Annotated in this window: 13 protein-coding genes; 8 read left to right on the forward strand and 5 right to left on the reverse strand. The window is 50.9% G+C overall.

Features of this window, described 5'->3' with window-relative positions:
* Positions 1 to 253: 253 nt before the first annotated feature.
* Positions 254 to 1078, forward strand: coding sequence for a zinc ribbon domain-containing protein (locus tag J4864_RS01005; RefSeq protein ID WP_211814285.1), 825 nt, complete (start codon positions 254 to 256; stop codon positions 1076 to 1078).
* A gap of 1223 nt (positions 1079 to 2301) precedes the next feature.
* Here the strand turns inward: J4864_RS01005 and J4864_RS01010 are convergent.
* The 3 genes from J4864_RS01010 to J4864_RS01020 all read right to left on the reverse strand — a co-directional run bounded on the left by J4864_RS01010 (position 2302) and on the right by J4864_RS01020 (position 4813).
* On the reverse strand, positions 2302 to 3048 hold the full coding sequence (locus J4864_RS01010) for a peptidylprolyl isomerase (protein WP_211814286.1): 747 nt from the start codon (positions 3046 to 3048) through the stop codon (positions 2302 to 2304).
* 351 nt (positions 3049 to 3399) lie between these two features.
* Positions 3400 to 4227: a DnaJ domain-containing protein gene (locus J4864_RS01015; RefSeq protein ID WP_211814287.1), complete on the reverse strand. Its 828-nt coding sequence runs from the start codon at positions 4225 to 4227 to the stop codon at positions 3400 to 3402.
* 127 nt (positions 4228 to 4354) lie between these two features.
* Complete coding sequence (locus J4864_RS01020; protein WP_211814288.1) at positions 4355 to 4813, reverse strand: type I restriction enzyme HsdR N-terminal domain-containing protein; 459 nt, start codon at positions 4811 to 4813, stop codon at positions 4355 to 4357.
* A 229-nt stretch (positions 4814 to 5042) separates the two neighbouring features.
* On the opposite strand from J4864_RS01020, the gene holA reads away from it, so the two are divergent.
* The 5 genes from holA (at position 5043) to J4864_RS01045 (ending at position 10685) form a co-directional block, all read left to right on the forward strand.
* Positions 5043 to 6068, forward strand: a complete 1026-nt coding sequence (holA, locus tag J4864_RS01025; RefSeq protein ID WP_211814289.1) for a DNA polymerase III subunit delta — start codon at positions 5043 to 5045, stop codon at positions 6066 to 6068.
* 838 nt (positions 6069 to 6906) lie between these two features.
* A complete protein-coding gene (locus tag J4864_RS01030) occupies positions 6907 to 7377 on the forward strand; it encodes a helix-turn-helix domain-containing protein (RefSeq protein ID WP_211814290.1) in 471 nt (156 codons plus the stop codon).
* 721 nt (positions 7378 to 8098) lie between these two features.
* The gene (locus J4864_RS01035) at positions 8099 to 8875 is read left to right on the forward strand and encodes a dihydroorotate dehydrogenase electron transfer subunit (RefSeq protein WP_211814291.1); all 777 of its coding nucleotides are present in this window, start codon (positions 8099 to 8101) and stop codon (positions 8873 to 8875) included.
* Positions 8876 to 8989: 114 nt separating this feature from the next.
* Positions 8990 to 9898 carry a dihydroorotate dehydrogenase gene (locus tag J4864_RS01040; protein ID WP_007368294.1) on the forward strand — a complete coding sequence of 303 codons (909 nt, stop codon included), beginning with the start codon at positions 8990 to 8992 and terminating at the stop codon, positions 9896 to 9898.
* A gap of 235 nt (positions 9899 to 10133) precedes the next feature.
* Positions 10134 to 10685 (forward strand): isochorismatase family protein, encoded by a 552-nt coding sequence (locus tag J4864_RS01045; RefSeq protein WP_211814292.1) that lies wholly within the window; start codon positions 10134 to 10136, stop codon positions 10683 to 10685.
* Positions 10686 to 10934: 249 nt separating this feature from the next.
* Here J4864_RS01045 and aroC read toward each other — a convergent pair whose 3' ends face one another.
* Both aroC and J4864_RS01055 read right to left on the reverse strand, forming a co-directional pair.
* Positions 10935 to 12044 (reverse strand): chorismate synthase, encoded by a 1110-nt coding sequence (gene aroC, locus J4864_RS01050; RefSeq protein WP_007368297.1) that lies wholly within the window; start codon positions 12042 to 12044, stop codon positions 10935 to 10937.
* An 80-nt stretch (positions 12045 to 12124) separates the two neighbouring features.
* Entirely contained in the window at positions 12125 to 12715 is a 591-nt protein-coding gene (locus J4864_RS01055; protein WP_211814293.1) for an FKBP-type peptidyl-prolyl cis-trans isomerase, read from the reverse strand.
* A 516-nt stretch (positions 12716 to 13231) separates the two neighbouring features.
* Between J4864_RS01055 and J4864_RS01060 the strand changes: the two genes are divergently transcribed.
* Together J4864_RS01060 and J4864_RS01065 are read left to right on the forward strand one after the other, a co-directional pair.
* Complete coding sequence (locus J4864_RS01060) at positions 13232 to 13600, forward strand: hypothetical protein (RefSeq protein WP_007368300.1); 369 nt, start codon at positions 13232 to 13234, stop codon at positions 13598 to 13600.
* 500 nt (positions 13601 to 14100) lie between these two features.
* Positions 14101 to 16191, forward strand: a complete 2091-nt coding sequence (locus J4864_RS01065; protein ID WP_211814294.1) for a S8 family serine peptidase — start codon at positions 14101 to 14103, stop codon at positions 16189 to 16191.
* The last annotated feature ends 122 nt before the right edge of the window (positions 16192 to 16313 follow it).

A 16313-nucleotide genomic window follows, 5' to 3' on the forward strand; every position in this document is an offset into this window, starting at 1 on the left:
TGGACAGAGGGGTGTCCCGGCTGTCTGTCGTCGTATTCGGGGGCTGTGTCTCAGACCGTGATGCCGACTTCTCCCGGATCGTTTCGGAGAGGCTGTCGGAGACGGGTCTTTACACGCAGGAGACTTTGGGTGCGACAGCGTCCGGTGAAGAGGGTGCAGTCCAAGCGACATGGTGACCAGAAGCCCGGGCTCTAGACGCCAGATGGCGAATCGCATTTTATGAACATTGAATTTTGAATTAATACAAGGAACTATGGCAAAGAAAGATCCAAAAGAGTTACCAGTAGAAGAGAAGCTGAAGAATCTTTTCCAGTTGCAGACAACATTGTCGGGAATCGACGAGAAGCGTGCGCTGCGGGGTGAGTTGCCGCTCGAGGTGCGCGACCTGGAGGATGAGCTGGAAGGGCTGCACACACGTATCGAGAAAATAGACCAGGATATCAAAGAGTATCAGACTGCGATTACCCAGAAGAAAAGTGACATTCTGGAGGCGCAGGCAAGTCTGGAACGCTACAATAAACAGCTGGATACGGTGGCGAACAACCGCGAGTATGACACGCTGACCAAGGAAATCGAGTTCCAGACTCTGGAGATAGAGCTTTGCAACAAGAAAATCAAGGAAGCCCAGTTGAAAGTCGAAGAGAAGCAGAGGGACCAGGACGCCAACCGTGCACTGCTCGAAGACCGCCAGCATGCTTTGGAAGAGAAACGGAACGAGCTGGATGAAATCATGCAGGAGACCCGTGAGGAGGAAGGGATGCTGAAAGAAAAGGCGGCAGAACTGGAGACGAGGATCGAACCGGGATTGCTTCGCAGTTTCAAACGTATCCGTCGCGGAGCACGCAACGGACTGGGAATCGTCTATGTGCAGCGGGATGCCTGTGGCGGCTGCTTCAACAAGATTCCGCCCCAGAGGCAGTTGGACGTGAGGATGCACAAGAAGATTATCGTCTGCGAGTACTGCGGGCGTATCCTTATCGATCCGGAACTGGCGGGTGTGAAGGTGGACAAGCCTGCAGAAGAGAAACCGAAGAAGCGCAGGACGACACGCAAGAAGAAGGAAGAAGAAGGAGAGTAAACCTCTTCTCCATCATACGGTCTGACGGAAGGGGAGACTCCGACAGAATAGATGAAACGGGTGACAGGAGAAAAGAAACCGCCGTTTCTCTACGGAGCGACCGCACCTCCCGGCCTTGTAAAATGAAAAGAGACAATCCTCTGGACATCAGGTGCAGGTATCTTTACATCTGGTGTCCAGAGGATTGTCTCTTTCTTGCAGGGCTTCCTGTGGAATTTGTTAGCCCTGTTCTTTTCTTGTACATCTCTCAATAAGATTTAGTCCAGTCCTTCCTTGTCCAGACTTCCATGGAGATGTCGGCCCTGCCACCTTTATCTTTTCTTGTATAATCCTCAATACGGTTTAGCCCTGTCCCCTCTTGTACAGCCTCCAATGGGGAAGCCGGCCCTGTTCTTTCATCCTGTTTTCCATTGGCGGAATCTGTTATGTCAGAGGAGATTATAGACGGAAGCCCTTTGCAAGAGTCGGCAGAATATGTGCGAGAAAAGGCTGGGAACTATTGTGGTACTTCACCGAAAGAAATTAATGACAGGCAGGTATTGTTAACAGCGCTTTGTGGAATATCAGGTAAGGTGAGTCCTAAGTGGGGGCATGGGCTGTTTGGAAGGTCGGGAGCAAAGCAGGCTTTACTGCGGTCACAGCACAAGATGGCCCTATTGTCTGTCTTGCGCATTGGATGAAATGAAAAAGAGGATATTCATGAATTTGGAGTGATGGGGTTTGTCTAGTGTGTTTATAATTTGGATGAAATATCACACAGAGGCAGGGAGTGGATGGAGGTAATCCTATAGTGAAGGCACCGTCGGTGCTTGGAAGGTTATCTGAGGGCTTTATCAGAGCATTTTTGTGAAATTTTTGAATAGCGTTTATCCCCCAAAAACGCACCTCTCTTTCGCTCTTCTATGCCATCGGCAACTCCGTGATAGTTTTCCTCTGCTTTCTCCGCTTCTCTGTGTGCCTATTATGTAGTAAGTTTACTTTATCACTCCAAATTCCGGAAGAACCGAAAAAGAGGGTGTGTCAAAATGCAGATTAATGACTTGACAACTTTCAAACTATAAGCAGGTCTTTCCTAAAAGCAAAGAAAAAACCATTTCTTTACTCAAAATCGAGTGCAGAAATGGTCATTTTTAATGAATTGTTTCAAACTGTAAGATGATCAAAATGGTATTTGCATTTTGACACATCCTCTTTTAACGGTTGTCCTGCTGTCCGTTTGTGTCTCACAGCAGGGTGATGTTTTCGATTTTTATGTCTTCTATCGGGCGGTCGTTGCGATCGGTCGGGCAATGCTGTATACGTTCCACGACATCGAGCCCTTCCTCAACCTCGCCGAAGACCGTGTACTGGTTGTCAAGGAAGGGCGTTCCGCCAAGGGTCGTGTAGGCCTCGGTCTGCTCGGAAGTGAAGGCGGGCTTCCCGTTTTGTCTGCATAATTTCTTGGTCTCTTCAATCAGGTTGTCCTGTAATTCCTGCAGACCTGCACGGTTGCGATTGCGTCTCAGATCCATGATCTGCTCATGATGTTGTTTAGCCAGCTGATTGAAGATCTCCTGCTCTTGTTGCAGTTCCATCTGTCGTTCTATCTGCTTCAGTTCGGCAGGTTTGTAGGTCTTGCCCCATACAATATAGAACTGGCTGCCACTGCTTTCACGGTCTGGGTTCACGTCGTCGCCTGTCCGGGCTGCACTCAATGCGCCTCGTTTGTGGAAATAACGAGGGTAGACGAACTCTGCCGGAAGGGTATAGTCCGGTCCGCCCGTGCCCAGCATCTTCCCCTTCGGCGCATTCTTGCTGTCCGGGTCTCCGCCTTGTATCATGAAGTCCTCTATGACCCGGTGGAAAAGGGTGCCGTTGAAGTAGCCTTCTTTCGCTAATCTCAAGAAGTTGTCACGATGTCCGGGTGTCTCATCATAGAGGCGGATGATGATATCCCCCTCGGTGGTCTTTATACTTAGTCTTGTTGTCATAATTTATTTTTCAAGATTATATTTCTCAAAGTTCACATACAGCTTAAAGTCCGGAGTCCCGATGTTTTTTCGTAGTCAGCTGTCAGACTTATTGGTTCTAAATTCATCCGGGATCTACCATTGACTTGCCAATTCACGGCTTCTGTATATTGCCGGATTGATTAGCTGGTGTTTATGGGTAAGATGTCTGTTAACCGGTCTTTTGTTATCCGGACGGTTGCCGGCCATCGACTTGTCTGCTTGTCTACTTGTCAACTTGCCGCTTCACCTGTCAGCCGGTTCGCCTGATGGTCAGTCTGCCTTTAGTCCGTCAATCGGTTCCTTCCTTGTCCGTACAGACTTCGTCCTCCTTTACAGTCCTCTTGCCTTGAAGATTCTCTCTTTGGCATCATTGATTTCCTGGAACTTCTTTTCTGCGGCCTTGCGCACATCCTCGCCAAGAGCAGACACACGGTCGGGATGATGCTTCAGTGCCATCTTGCGGTAGGCAGCCTTCACCTCCTCATCCGTGGCCGACGGAGATATCCCCAGCACCTTGTAGGCTTCCTCGATGTTGCTGCTGTCTTTTGCGCCATTCTCCAGATTGAGCATGGACTCTACGTCCTGTGCGGAAAGACCGAGATAGTGGGCGACTTCCTTCAGTGCTGTCACTTCTTCCGGACTGACAATGCCGTCTACTTTGGCGATGATGACAAGGTAGTTGAGCAGCTGCAGCCGCTGACTGATGTTCATGTGGAAACTGATTTCGATGCAGCTTTTACGGATGGTTTCTTTGAATTGATAAGGGCCTTGCTGCCTTTGCAGTTCGAACAGCTTCAGCAGGATGTCCTCTCCCTGGTTTACCGCCTGCGGTCCGAAGTTGTGACGGAGAAACTGCCGTACGAACTCCATTTCAGAGTGCATGATCCGACCGTCCGCTTTTATGATGTAGGAGGAGAGGACGAGCATGGAGAACAAAAAGGAGTTCCGGTCTTCCTCGAAAGGCCGTCTGCCTCCAAATGTTCTTTGTTCATAATAGCTTTGTCCTCCGTTTCCGGCATCATCATCCGGTCCTTTGTGTTTCTTGTCTTCGATGGCTTCGTCAAGCATTGTTCCTATGCAGAAGCCCGCTACAGCTCCCAGGACTCCTCCACCAAGAATCCAGCCCAGGGCGCCGCCAATCCATTTCCCAATTGCCATATTTTCTCTTTTTAATTATCGTTCAGCACAGTCTGATGCCATATTCCTTGTAATGCGCAAAGATGATGCCAAAAGATCAAGGGATTATATTGTAAATAAAATTACCAGTATATGCAAGATCCTTTGTCTATAAATTGTTGATATTTTTATAGTCTGGTATCATCTCCAAAAATCGATACGTGTGGTTTGTATAGTCCATCTTGCAGATATAGGTTTCCAATCCGTTCGAAACGATGAGATAATCTACATGGAGCAGGAGGTTATACACCGTTATTTGGTCAAAGACCTTTTGGGTCAGAGCTATGGTAGGTGCCTTGTACTCGATGATAAGCCTCGGCCGAAGCTGTCTGTCGTACAGTACGCTGTCTGCACGTACTCTCTTTTCTCCGACTTGCAGCGGGACTTCGTTGGCAAGCAGGGCTGCGGGATAGCCTTTATAGCCGATCAGATAATGAATGAAATGCTGGCGTACCCATTCTTCTGGAGTGAGTGCCACGTATTTTCTGCGCAGTATGTCGAAGATCTGTCTCCGTCCGTCAGCCTCTTTCACCCTGGCAGGGTAAGGAGGTAGGTTAAGTCGCATCATTTCCAAAGCGGTTCTTTCTATTTATATATAATATAATAAGGTGTAAAGCGTCCGGGCGAAAGTCAAACGAAAATTTTGTATTCTATTTCTTTTCTATTAACTTTGCACAAGAAGGCTGTGCCGACACGCCCTCAGGACATTCTCCCCTGATGGACTTCTCTCCGTTCACGGCAGGGAAGCCTTTTGAGGGTAACAGTCTGCCTTCTATGCAAAGTTAATAAAAAAGTAAATGCCAGCAAAGCAAGGAACCACATTTCAGCACATCATGCGAGATCTGAAAAGCAGGAAGTTTGCTCCCGTCTATATGTTGATGGGAGACGAATCCTATTACATCGATCAGATTTCCGATTATATTGCAGAGCATGCGCTTCGCCCAGAAGAACGTGACTTCAATCAGACCATTTGTTTCGGGTCGGACAGTACAGCCGTGCAGATAGCTGATATGGCACGGCGCTATCCTATGATGGCCGAGTACCAGGTGATCATTGTCAAGGAAGCACAGAATATCCGTTCTTTGGAACCTCTGGAGAAGTATCTCAAAAATCCTGTAAAATCAACCATCCTGGTGTGGTGTCATAAAAACGGGAAAATTGATGCCCGCAAGAAAGCAGTAGGGCTGGCTCAGGTTGTGGGAGTCGTTTTCGAGAGCAAGAAACTGCGGGACTATCAACTGCCGGATTTTATCCAGACTTATCTGAAGCTGAAGAACGTCAGCATTGACCCCAAGGCGTGTCAGATGATAGCCGACCATATCGGATCCGATCTCGGCCGTCTCACCTCCGAACTCGACAAGGTGCTCATTTCACTTCCGGCAGACCGTCTCCGTGTGACACCGGAGGTGGTGGAGAGGGAAGTCGGGGTAAGTAAAGATTTCAATGCGTTTGAGCTCAGAAATGCCATTGTCCAGAAGGACTGTTTCAAGGCCAATCAGATTGTGAAATATTTTGACAGCAATCCTAAGGCTGGTTCTCTTTATTCATTCCTCCCTTTGCTCTTTTCCTATTTCCAGAACCTGATGATTGTACACTATGCTCCTCGCCGGAACACAGATCAGGACATTGCAGGTGCATTGGATTTACGTAATTCTTGGGGAGCGAGAGACTATATCACAGGCTTGAAAAACTATTCCGCACGTAAAACGATGAGCATAATTTCCAAACTTCGGGAGATTGACGGCAAGAGCAAAGGGCTGGATAATCCCAATACAGGTGCAGGAGATTTGATGAAAGAACTTATTTTCTTTATTCTTCATTAGGAAAGAAAGGGAATTTTGAAGCTTTTTGGTGGCTCAAAATTCCCTTTTTTATTTAAAATCATGTGTTTTTTGAGTTAGAATGAGCATCCAATAAGGGGTGCTTTTCTTGTGTTTTATGCTGACTGATAGGGCAGTTAGCTTGTTTTCTCCCCCTCATTTTTCGCATATTTCCGGGAATCTACGCACCTGTCTGTAAATACGCTAAACATGCAGAAAATGGGATTATGTCATAAAACAAGATTTACCGTTCACAAATTTTATAATTTTGAAATGTCGGATTCTTATTTATAGACAGCATACTGATGTTTGTGAATGTAAATTTATAATTTAAAATATACAAAGTGAAAACATGCGCACCCTTGCTGATATTTGTTTTTCTAAAAGAATATATTTGGATTTGAAGATTTGAACGAATAAATATTCATCCCACTTATTTCCTATCTATACTTCTGTAAATCAGTTTTATAATGACATTCTCTATAAAAAACAGTTGGTTTATGGATGATATATACTCCCTTAACTGCATATTCGAGAATTTACATTCACATATCATCCATAAATTTTCTAAAACCCAGTAGATTAGTATTTTTTGCTCATTTTTATGTTTTATCGTTTTCATTGGTGTGAATTGTGATTTGTAAATGTGTATGCGAATGCACAATGTTCTCTATCCATAGGTGTTGAAATGTGAATATCAAAATCTTAATATGGAAAAATAGATTTCCTCCCGCATTATTTTGATACTTGAATTATTATATTTATCTTTGTAAAGTCGTTAGAAAAGCGTCAGGAAAGCTTTCAAACGTCACTATTTGGTTATGGACAATAGAATTCGGTTATGAAAGATAGAATCAGACAGCTCATGGAAAGTCAGCACATGACCCAGCAGACCTTTGCAGATTTCATCGGCATCTCATCGGCCTCTCTCAGTAGCATCTTCACGGGAAGGACCAAGCCTACCCTGAATACGGTGGAAGCCATCAGGAGCAAGTTTACCAGGATCAATCTCGACTGGCTTGTTTATGGGCAAGGTCCCATGTTTAAGGATCAGGTCGCTGAGCCGGACGCTCCGGCTGGCGGCGTGAAGAAAGAGCGTCCGGACAGTTCTGAAGGTTCACTTCATTTCACGTCCCCTACTTCCCACTCACATCAAGAAGGCGGAACGGCCGCGGTAACCTCTGCTGATCCTATGTTCAAAAATCCGACACGAACGGAAGTGAAATATATTGACAAACCACAGCGTCGGATCACGGAGATCCGCATCTTTTTTGATGACCAGACATGGGAGAGTTTTGTTCCGAAGAAGTAGTCCTCGGACATGTTGCCGTTTTCAATATCCCGATCTAATCGGACATGGGAGAGTTTTGTTCCGAAGAAGTAGCCCTCGGACCGTATTTTTTCCCGCCATTGTTAGTCTGACAGCTGGTAGCTACCGCATGGTCTTTCGGAGGCAAAGGTACAACAGAAATGGTTCCAGACAAAGAGAATAGGAGTAGTAATATCCTGTAATCAGTTGTGTAGGTCCTTTCGGAGAGCTCCCGTTGTAGTATTCGGCTTCTGTCTTGTACCGTGGTCTGTCAGACTTTCCCGTCCGGCAGGTAGAGAAAAGTCGGGAGCAGCTGCACCCGGAGGCGGACCAGCCTCCTCTTTCTCCGGGGCATCAGAGTAGAGGTTGCGGCTGTCCATTCATGGAAGCCTCCAATAAGTCTGATCATGTTGCCATCGGTACTTCACTATCTGTACTTCACTGAAAGAAAAAGTGGTTTTCTATGTCCAGATGATGGATAATTCGGGATTTTTATGTAAGTTTGCATAAAATAAGCTGCACTCGGCAGACCGTAAGCAAGTTTCCTTCTGCTCTCGTCTGCATTGTTTTTGCATGAAAAGGCTGCACTCGGCAGATAGGGAATCCGCCCCTTCTTCGCATTGGGCGGCCACTATTCACCAGGTGGCTGTACCGGCGGAATGAACGCAGGCGGCCGTCTGTCTTCGCAGGCAATGTTTGCATAATGATTAAAAGCAAGATAAAGATGAAGAAGTATGTCCTCGATCTGAAGGTGTCTTCTGTGGAACGCATCAATGAAAGGAATGTCCTCATTAAACTGACAGATGACAGGCCCTTTCCCGAGATGCTTCCGGGTCAGTTCGTGGAGGTGAGGGTGGACGGCTCTCCCTCTACCTTTCTTCGCCGTCCGATCTCCATTAATTTCCTTGATTGTGAACGCAATGAACTGTGGCTGCTTGTCGCTGCCATAGGAGAGGGTACACGTGCGCTCGCGCGCCTGCATTCGGGAGACATACTGAACTGTGTGCTCCCACTGGGCAACAGTTTTACTCCTGTACGCCGTCCCGGCGAGCGGGTTCTGCTGGTCGGCGGAGGCGTCGGCGTGGCTCCATTGCTCTATTATGGCAAGCAGATCAGGGAGGCGGGGGGTGATCCCGTCTTTCTGCTGGGCGCACGTACGGCGGCTGATCTGGCTGAGGTAGAACTTTTCAAAGCGTATGGAAGGGTATGTATAACTACCGAAGACGGCTCTGCCGGTGAAAAGGGATTTGTCACGAATCATTCCGTCCTCGTGTCAGAACACTTCGACCATATCTCTACATGCGGTCCCAAGCCCATGATGATGGCCGTTGCCCATTATGCCCGGAAGGCCTCCATTCCCTGTGAGGCCTCATTGGAGAATATGATGGCCTGCGGTGTCGGCGCCTGTCTATGCTGTGTGGAGAAAACCACGGAAGGGAATCTCTGTGTCTGTAAGGAGGGTCCCGTTTTCGATACCCGCCGCCTGTTGTGGGGAAAGTAAGGGGCGGCATCGGCAGGAGTCCGGTTCTCATGGCGCATACGCCGCAGAAGGTAAAGGAAGTTCGTCTGAAGAGACATCTATAATCTTAGATATGTAAAATAAAATGATTATTGCATGGCTGATTTGAATGTAAAGATAAATGATTTGCGCTTGAAGAACCCCGTGATGACGGCCAGCGGTACTTTCGGTTATGGCCTTGAGTTCGCCGACTTCGTGCCGTTGGACCAGATCGGGGGCATCATCGTCAAGGGTACGACGCTGAAGCCACGTGAGGGAAACGACTATCCACGTATGGCAGAGACTCCTCAGGGGATGCTAAATTGTGTGGGTTTGCAGAACAAGGGGGTGGATTATTTCATCGGACACATCTATCCCGAGATAAAGGATATTGACACCAATATGATCGTCAACGTGAGCGGAGACTCCCCGGAGTCGTATGCGGAGACGGCCGGGCGGCTTGATGTGCTGGACGGGATTCCTGCCATTGAGGTGAATATTTCCTGTCCGAATGTCAAGGAGGGAGGAATGGCTTTCGGGGTGACCTGTGCCGGAGCGGCCTCCATCGTGAAGGCTGTACGGGCACGCTATCACAAGACCTTGATTGTGAAGCTGTCGCCAAATGTCACGGACATAGCCGGCATAGCACGTGCCTGTGAAGACGAGGGAGCCGATTCCGTATCCCTGATCAATACCCTCATGGGCATGGCGATTGACATTGAGCACCGTCGTCCGAAGCTGAGCATCCGCACCGGCGGATTGAGCGGCCCTGCTGTAAAGCCTGTTGCTGTCCGTATGGTCAACGATGTGGCAAGGGCTGTCAAGATTCCCGTCATCGGGTTAGGAGGGATTTCTACGGCCGAAGACGCCATCGAGTTCCTCATGGCAGGGGCGACGGCGGTCCAGATAGGGACGGCAAATTTCCTTGATCCCCGGGTGACAATCAAGGTGCGTGACGGCATCAGTGACTGGCTTGATCGTCATGGTTGCAAATCCGTCACGGAAATCATCAACTGTCTTGCATGAGTTCGTAAAAGGTGACGGCAATGCCTGTAGAACTCCCCCTTGATGTCTTCAGCTTCTTCAGCGGACAAGTCCCGGCTTTCTTCCCGGCGAGGGTATGGCTGACTTTACTGCCGGAGGAGGTAGCTGAAGAGGCCGCATAGAGGCAGGAGGACACCAGAGGCTGACGGGCTTTCCGTACCGGTATGCCGGCGTGGATTTTCCAGGATATTTCTTTATAGTAAAAAGATTACATTGAATGAAGAAGATGTTATTGATCGTCGACCCGCAGGTTGACTTTATCAGTGGTTCACTTCCCGTGAAAGGTGCCGCCGGGGCAATGGATGCACTCGCAGAGTATGTAAAGGCACATGGTGATGAATATGCCGTGAAGATCGTCACGTCCGACTGGCACCCTTATCATCACTGCTCTTTTGCCGAAGAGGGTGGGCAGTGGCCCCGTCATTGTGTGCAGCATTCTGCCGGTGCAGCGATATGGGAACCGTTATTGGCTGCGCTCAACGAGTCGAAGGGCGGTTTCACCTTGCTGTATAAGGGCGACAGCATCCAGAAGGATGAGTATTCCATCATGCAGAACGAAAGTTCGGCGGATGTGATAAGCCGGCTGGTCCGTGCCTTGGGGATAGAACAGATTGATGTCTGCGGTCTGGCAGGGGACATCTGTGTGCTGAACACCGCAGAAGACTTGAAGCGCAGGGGCGGCAATGCACGTCTGAACATCCTTGAGGCCTATGCTCCGTCGCTTGACGGCGGGTCGGCGCTGAAGGCGTTTATAAAGGCCTTGGACTGAACCGTCCGGAAACAGGGAGCATCTCCGCTTTGTTGCGCAGGAAAGAATCTGCCAGGTGATGTCCTTGCGGTGCCTTCGGTATCAAGGGAGAATGCTGTAATAAGGTGGATTTCAGCGCCTGTCCCATAGGAGAAAACAGCCGGGTGACCTGGACAGTCATCCGGCTGTTTTTCTTTTCCCCGACGGTAATATGCCTGAAGTGTCAGGTTCATGGCGGCAGTATGCCCGTATGTATTGTTCCTTTTCTGTCTAAAGTCTGTTTGTCCTGCTTATCAGCAGTGCGTCAAGTATCGTCATGGCGGCCATCGCCTCGACGACGGGGACGGCACGGGGCAGTACGCAGGGATCGTGCCGGCCGCGCACGTTCATTGTGACCGGATGCCCCGCCTTGTCTACGGTCTGCTGTGCCATGAGCAGCGTTGCGACAGGCTTGAAGGCCACGCGGAAGTAGATGTCCTCGCCGTTGCTGATCCCTCCTTGTATGCCGCCGCTGTGGTTGGTCTGGAGTTTGAGGTTTGAGGTTTGAGGTTTGAGGTTTGAGGTTTGAGGTTTTTCTTTGGCTGGCAGGAAGATGTCGTTCTGCTGGCTTCCCCGCCATGCCGCGCCGGCAAAGCCCTCGCCGTATTCAAATCCCTTTGCGGCGTTGATGCTGAGCATGGCGGCGCCCAGCAGTGCATGCAGTTTCCCCGATTCCGGTTCGCCCAGCCCAGCAGGACAGCCTTTGACGACACAGGTGACGACACCGCCGATGGTATCACCCTCCTGTTTTACCTGTGCAATGAGTGCTTCCATCTCCTTGGCTTTCCCGGGGTCGGGGCAGCGGACGGGGTTCGATTCGATGCGGCTGAGGTCGTACCGGCGGCAGTCTCTGTCGAGCTGTATGTCGCCGACCTGTGAGGTGTAGGCTGTGATGCTGATGTCCAGCTGCCGCAGTACAAGTTTGGCCAGAGCACCTGCCACTACCCGGGACAGCGTGATGCGTGCAGAGGCACGTCCGCCCCCTCGGTGGTCGCGGATGCCGTACTTGCTGTAATAGGTATAGTCGGCGTGGGAGGGACGGAAGAGGTTGCGGATGTCGTCGTAGTCCTTTGAATGCTGGTTCGTGTTGCGGACGAGGAATCCGATCGGTGCACCGGTAGACTTCCCCTCGAACACGCCGCTCAGCAGCTCCACCCGGTCTGCTTCCCTGCGGTCTGTCGTGATACGGCTCTGCCCCGGCCGGCGACGGTCCAGCTCATGCTGGATGAAGGCGGTATCGACGGGGATACCGGCCGGCATCCCGTCGACGACACCGCCCACGGCTGCGCCATGGCTCTCGCCGAAGGTGGTCAGTGTGAAGAGTTTTCCGAATGTGTTCATAAGAGTGGGCTGTGTGACAGGGGTGTCTCCCCTCCGGGGCTTCCGGCGGAGAGGCGGGGCATGAGAGAGGATTAAGGGGGTCAGTGGCAGCTGCAATTGCCTTTGCAGCCTCCCTCGTCCTTGCAGCCTCCCTCGCCTCCACAGTTGCAGTCTCCTCCGCAGCCCCCGCAGTGATGCTGGCTCATCTGCTCGAAGAAGCCCTTGATTTCCGCATCACTTGCCGGGCGGTTCTCGATGACGTGCCCGCGGAACTGAAGGTCTTTCCCGGCGAGAGGATGATTGAGGTCGATGGTCACCTTGTCGTCCGAGACCTCCAGCACCTTGCCCAGGAAGCGATGTCCCTGCTCGTTCTGCAGCGGTACGACGGCATCCTTGTAAATGTTCTTTGAATCGAACACGCCATCATGGGAGAAGGTCTCCTTGTCGAGAGCCAGTACGCTCTTCGCATCGTGTTCGCCGTAGGCCTGCTCCTTGGTGAGCGAAAATTCAAAGTCGGTATCCTTTCCGTATTTCACGATTTCCTGCTCGAAAGCCGGCAGTGCCATTTCGCAGGCAGTATAGAACTGCATGGGTTTCTGTTCCTCTGTCTTCTCGATGAAGTGTTCCTGACCGTTTTCTACACTGTATAGCTCGTAGCTGACTACGATGAGCCGGTGTGTGTTATTCTCCATTATTGCTTGTTTAATGTTAAGGTATGTTCTGAAAATTCCACGTTGGCCTGTCTTCGATGGGGACATCGTCCACCCTTTCCGTGCTGCTGTCATGCGGCATTTTCCGCTTCCTCTTCCAGGTGCATGATCTGCCATGCTCTTTCAAGGAGAAAGCTGAATCTGCCCGACTGAAAGGCTGAAATCCCTCCGAGGCAATTTTCAGGACCTGCCTTGGTCGTTTGTCTTCTGCAAAGGTAAGGATTTAAAGTGAGAAAAGGGTGCGTGCTGATCGTTTTCTTTTTCCGGGTTCTTCTGCATACGTCCCGTAAGAGGAAGTCGGATACGGCCTGCTGATATAAATCAAACGTCTTGACGTGTGTCAAAAATATAAGAGAAAACGGATGAAAAGTGACGGAAAGTTATGTCAGAACCTGATTATCTTGTAACTTTGCAAGCGAAAAAGAGATAAAAGTTACAGTTAATTAGGATAACAACGAGTTTCCCCATCGGGTTGCTCATCATGATTAAGAAAGGAAAATGATTATGAAGAAGATTGTATTGACAGTAGTAGCAGTAATGAGCATGACAATGGCTTTCGCAGCCGGTGAGAACGACAACAACGCTGCAAACGCCAACGCATATAAGTTCAATGTGAGCACATATGCCCTGAGCCGTGCCCTGAATCTTAACCAGGACCAGATCGACGCCGTTGAGGACATCAACCGTACATTTGCCACCGAGATGATGAACGCTTCTGTTGCCGACAGCTCCGAGCGTGAGGCGAAGGTGAACGAGGCCATCAAGAAGGATCTTTCTTATATGCACTATATTCTGAACAACCGCCAGTATCGTGAGTACGTCAAGCTTCTCAACGTCACGCTGAACAACCGCGGCCTGAACAAGTAACCAGGCTGCTCCCTGTTCCTTGCAGAAGCGGGACTTTATACAAAAACATATCAAGGCTACGGACCGGGCTGCCGGTCTGTAGCCTTTTTCGTGTCTGCGGTGCTGTCTCCGCTGATGCCTTCAGCCGTCAACCAAGTTTGAAAGTAAAACGGAAAACAGTCACCCCCAGACATTAGACTGCATTAAGCAAATGCCCCTGAGTCCTGGGACGGTTGTTCCCGACGCCCGGGAATCCTGTTCCCAATGCGTTGGGAATCCTGTTCCCAACGTCTGGGAGTCCTGTTCCCAACGCCTGGGAATCCGGCTCCCGTGTAGTTCAATGTTTTCGGTTTGCCGGTGGGGGCGTTTTACTTGCAGGGTTCATTTATTTTTTGTTCCTTTGCAGCAGACTTTCCGACGGACCGACGACCGCAGGGGAGAAGCCTGTGTGGTTGGCTGTCGTTCAGAGGAAAGACGGGCACGGATGAATCTGTCTAAAAAAACGATATATACAAATGCAAATGAGACGAATCCTGTATTTTTTCCTGTTCCTTTCCATGACACCCGGGATCAGCGCACAGCGTCCCCGCTATGAGAAGATGTCGCCCTTTGTACGTGAGGCGATGGCCTCCGCACTCGCCGTCCGGCAGCTCACCCGGGGGCAGGGGGATGAAAGGCTGCTGACGGCTTTCGTGCGCATCGACGGCAATGCGGCGGAAGTGCTGCGCCGATACGGCTGTAAGGAACTGGCCCGGGTGGGGGACATCAGCATTGCCGCCATCCCGCTGGATGTGCTCGGACGGCTGTCCTGCAGCCGGCAGGTGAGCCGCATCGAGACAGGCGGCCGGTGCAGCGTGCAGATGGATACCACACGTTTAGTGGTCAATGCAGAGCCTGTCCATGCCGGGGACGGACTGTCCGCGGCTTATACGGGACGCGGGGTCGTCGTAGGCGTGCAGGACATTGGTTTCGACCTGACGCATCCCAACTTCTATTCTACGGACATGAGCCGTTACCGCATCAAGGCAATGTGGGATCAGCTGTCGCGTGACACACTGGGTTCAAGCCTTTACGTCGGGCGGGATTACGTCGGGCAGGAGGCCTTGCTCGGAATCGGTCATGCCGTTGACGGCGAGACGCAGACACACGGCACGCATACGGCGGGGATTGCGGCCGGCGGCGGAGCGGAGGGCAACGGGTTGGTTTCGCCTTATCGTGGCATGGCCTGCGATGCCGACCTGGTGCTGGTCGACAATGCGGCGGACAATGCCTCGCTGATCGATCCGAAGGACTACTACAAGTACACCTACGCCACGGATGCGCTCGGTTTCAAGTACATCTTCGATTATGCCGACCGCCATCACCAGCCTTGTGTCATCAACTTCAGCGAAGGCAGCCACCAGGACTTCCATGGCGACGACCAGCTGTATTACCAGCTGCTTTCCGCCATGACAGGTCCCGGGCACATCATCGTCTCGTCTGCCGGGAACGACGGCGCACGGAACACCTACATACATAAGCCGGCAGGACAGGAGCGTGCCGGGGCATTTGTCAAGGGCAACCCGAACAGGGTAGGCTGCACGGCAAAGTCCGGGAAACCTTTTGCATTCCGGCTGACCTTATATAATAAGGCGGACTCCCCTTTGGTGCTGGAGGTCTCTACGGCGGATGTCTGTGCGGCCCGCGACTCGCTCCTTGCCGACTCGGCGGTGATAGACGGCAAGAAGTATGTATGGCAGGTGCTGGCATATCCCAGCTGTTATGGTGCCGGCGAGACCGCCTACGACCTTCTGCTGAGCAGCGCCTCCGGCATAGGCGACAGTCCGTGCGTGTCTCTCCAGGTGGTGGGCAGGGAGGCTGACGTGGAGCTCTATCGCACGTCGGGCTATCTGTTCCCTCACGCGTTCGACCCGGGACTTGATGCGGGAGACTGCAGCCGTACGGTCTTTTCGCCGGCCAGTTCGCCCGACGTAATCTGTGTCGGTGCGACTGGCTACCGCACCAGTTTCGTCAATTATCTCGGCGAACGGAAGGTATATGATAATGGCCAGCACGGTGTGCGGACACCCTTCTCCGCCATGGGTCCCACGCTGGACGGCCGCACGAAGCCCGATGTCATGGCACCGGGACAGAACATCATCTCTTCTTACAGCACTTTCTTCATCAGCAATCCGAAGAACATAAACGGCCCTGTGCAGAGCGACGTGCGCCACTTCGATTACAACGGACGCACCTACGCATGGAATGCCGATGCCGGTACGTCCATGGCGGCGCCGGTCGTGACGGGTGCCATCGCACTGTGGCTGCAGGCTGATCCCCGGCTGACCCCTGCCGACTGTCTGGACATCTTCTCGAAGACCTGCACGCATTATGACACGTCGCTTGCCTATCCGAACAACCTCTACGGGTATGGGCAGATTGACGTCAAGGCCGGCTTGCAGGAAGTGCTGCGTAGAAAGGCAGCGGGCATCAGGGAGGTCGACGATCATGGAAAAAGAAGACAGGAAGACGCGCGCATTTATCTTCTGGATGGCCGGTGCGTGGGCACTTCCATGGAAGATCTCCCCAAGGGAATCTACATCTGGAATGGCAGGAAGTTCGTAAAACGGTGATTTCCGCTCCCTAAAAGTAGGTATTTTCCATAAACCATCATTTTTAGGTATTGCAGGTAATGTTTTTTCATCGTATCTTTGCAAACGTAAAAAATAAACAAACAAGAATATTAAATCAGTAA

It is taken from the genome of Prevotella multiformis (assembly GCF_018127985.1).
GTDB classification, from domain to species: Bacteria; Bacteroidota; Bacteroidia; order Bacteroidales; family Bacteroidaceae; genus Prevotella; species Prevotella multiformis.

Excerpts from the sequence above, each read along its gene's own strand:
- J4864_RS01005 (WP_211814285.1), top strand. The coding sequence starts at position 254 with ATGGCAAAGAAAGATCCAAAAGAGTTACCAGTAGAAGAGAAGCTGAAG.
- J4864_RS01010 (WP_211814286.1), bottom strand. The coding sequence starts at position 3,048 with ATGACAACAAGACTAAGTATAAAGACCACCGAGGGGGATATCATCATC.
- J4864_RS01015 (WP_211814287.1), bottom strand. The coding sequence starts at position 4,227 with ATGGCAATTGGGAAATGGATTGGCGGCGCCCTGGGCTGGATTCTTGGT.
- J4864_RS01020 (WP_211814288.1), bottom strand. The coding sequence starts at position 4,813 with ATGATGCGACTTAACCTACCTCCTTACCCTGCCAGGGTGAAAGAGGCT.
- holA (WP_211814289.1), top strand. The coding sequence starts at position 5,043 with ATGCCAGCAAAGCAAGGAACCACATTTCAGCACATCATGCGAGATCTG.
- J4864_RS01030 (WP_211814290.1), top strand. The coding sequence starts at position 6,907 with ATGAAAGATAGAATCAGACAGCTCATGGAAAGTCAGCACATGACCCAG.
- J4864_RS01035 (WP_211814291.1), top strand. The coding sequence starts at position 8,099 with ATGAAGAAGTATGTCCTCGATCTGAAGGTGTCTTCTGTGGAACGCATC.
- J4864_RS01040 (WP_007368294.1), top strand. The coding sequence starts at position 8,990 with ATGGCTGATTTGAATGTAAAGATAAATGATTTGCGCTTGAAGAACCCC.
- J4864_RS01045 (WP_211814292.1), top strand. The coding sequence starts at position 10,134 with ATGAAGAAGATGTTATTGATCGTCGACCCGCAGGTTGACTTTATCAGT.
- aroC (WP_007368297.1), bottom strand. The coding sequence starts at position 12,044 with ATGAACACATTCGGAAAACTCTTCACACTGACCACCTTCGGCGAGAGC.
- J4864_RS01055 (WP_211814293.1), bottom strand. The coding sequence starts at position 12,715 with ATGGAGAATAACACACACCGGCTCATCGTAGTCAGCTACGAGCTATAC.
- J4864_RS01060 (WP_007368300.1), top strand. The coding sequence starts at position 13,232 with ATGATTATGAAGAAGATTGTATTGACAGTAGTAGCAGTAATGAGCATG.
- J4864_RS01065 (WP_211814294.1), top strand. The coding sequence starts at position 14,101 with ATGAGACGAATCCTGTATTTTTTCCTGTTCCTTTCCATGACACCCGGG.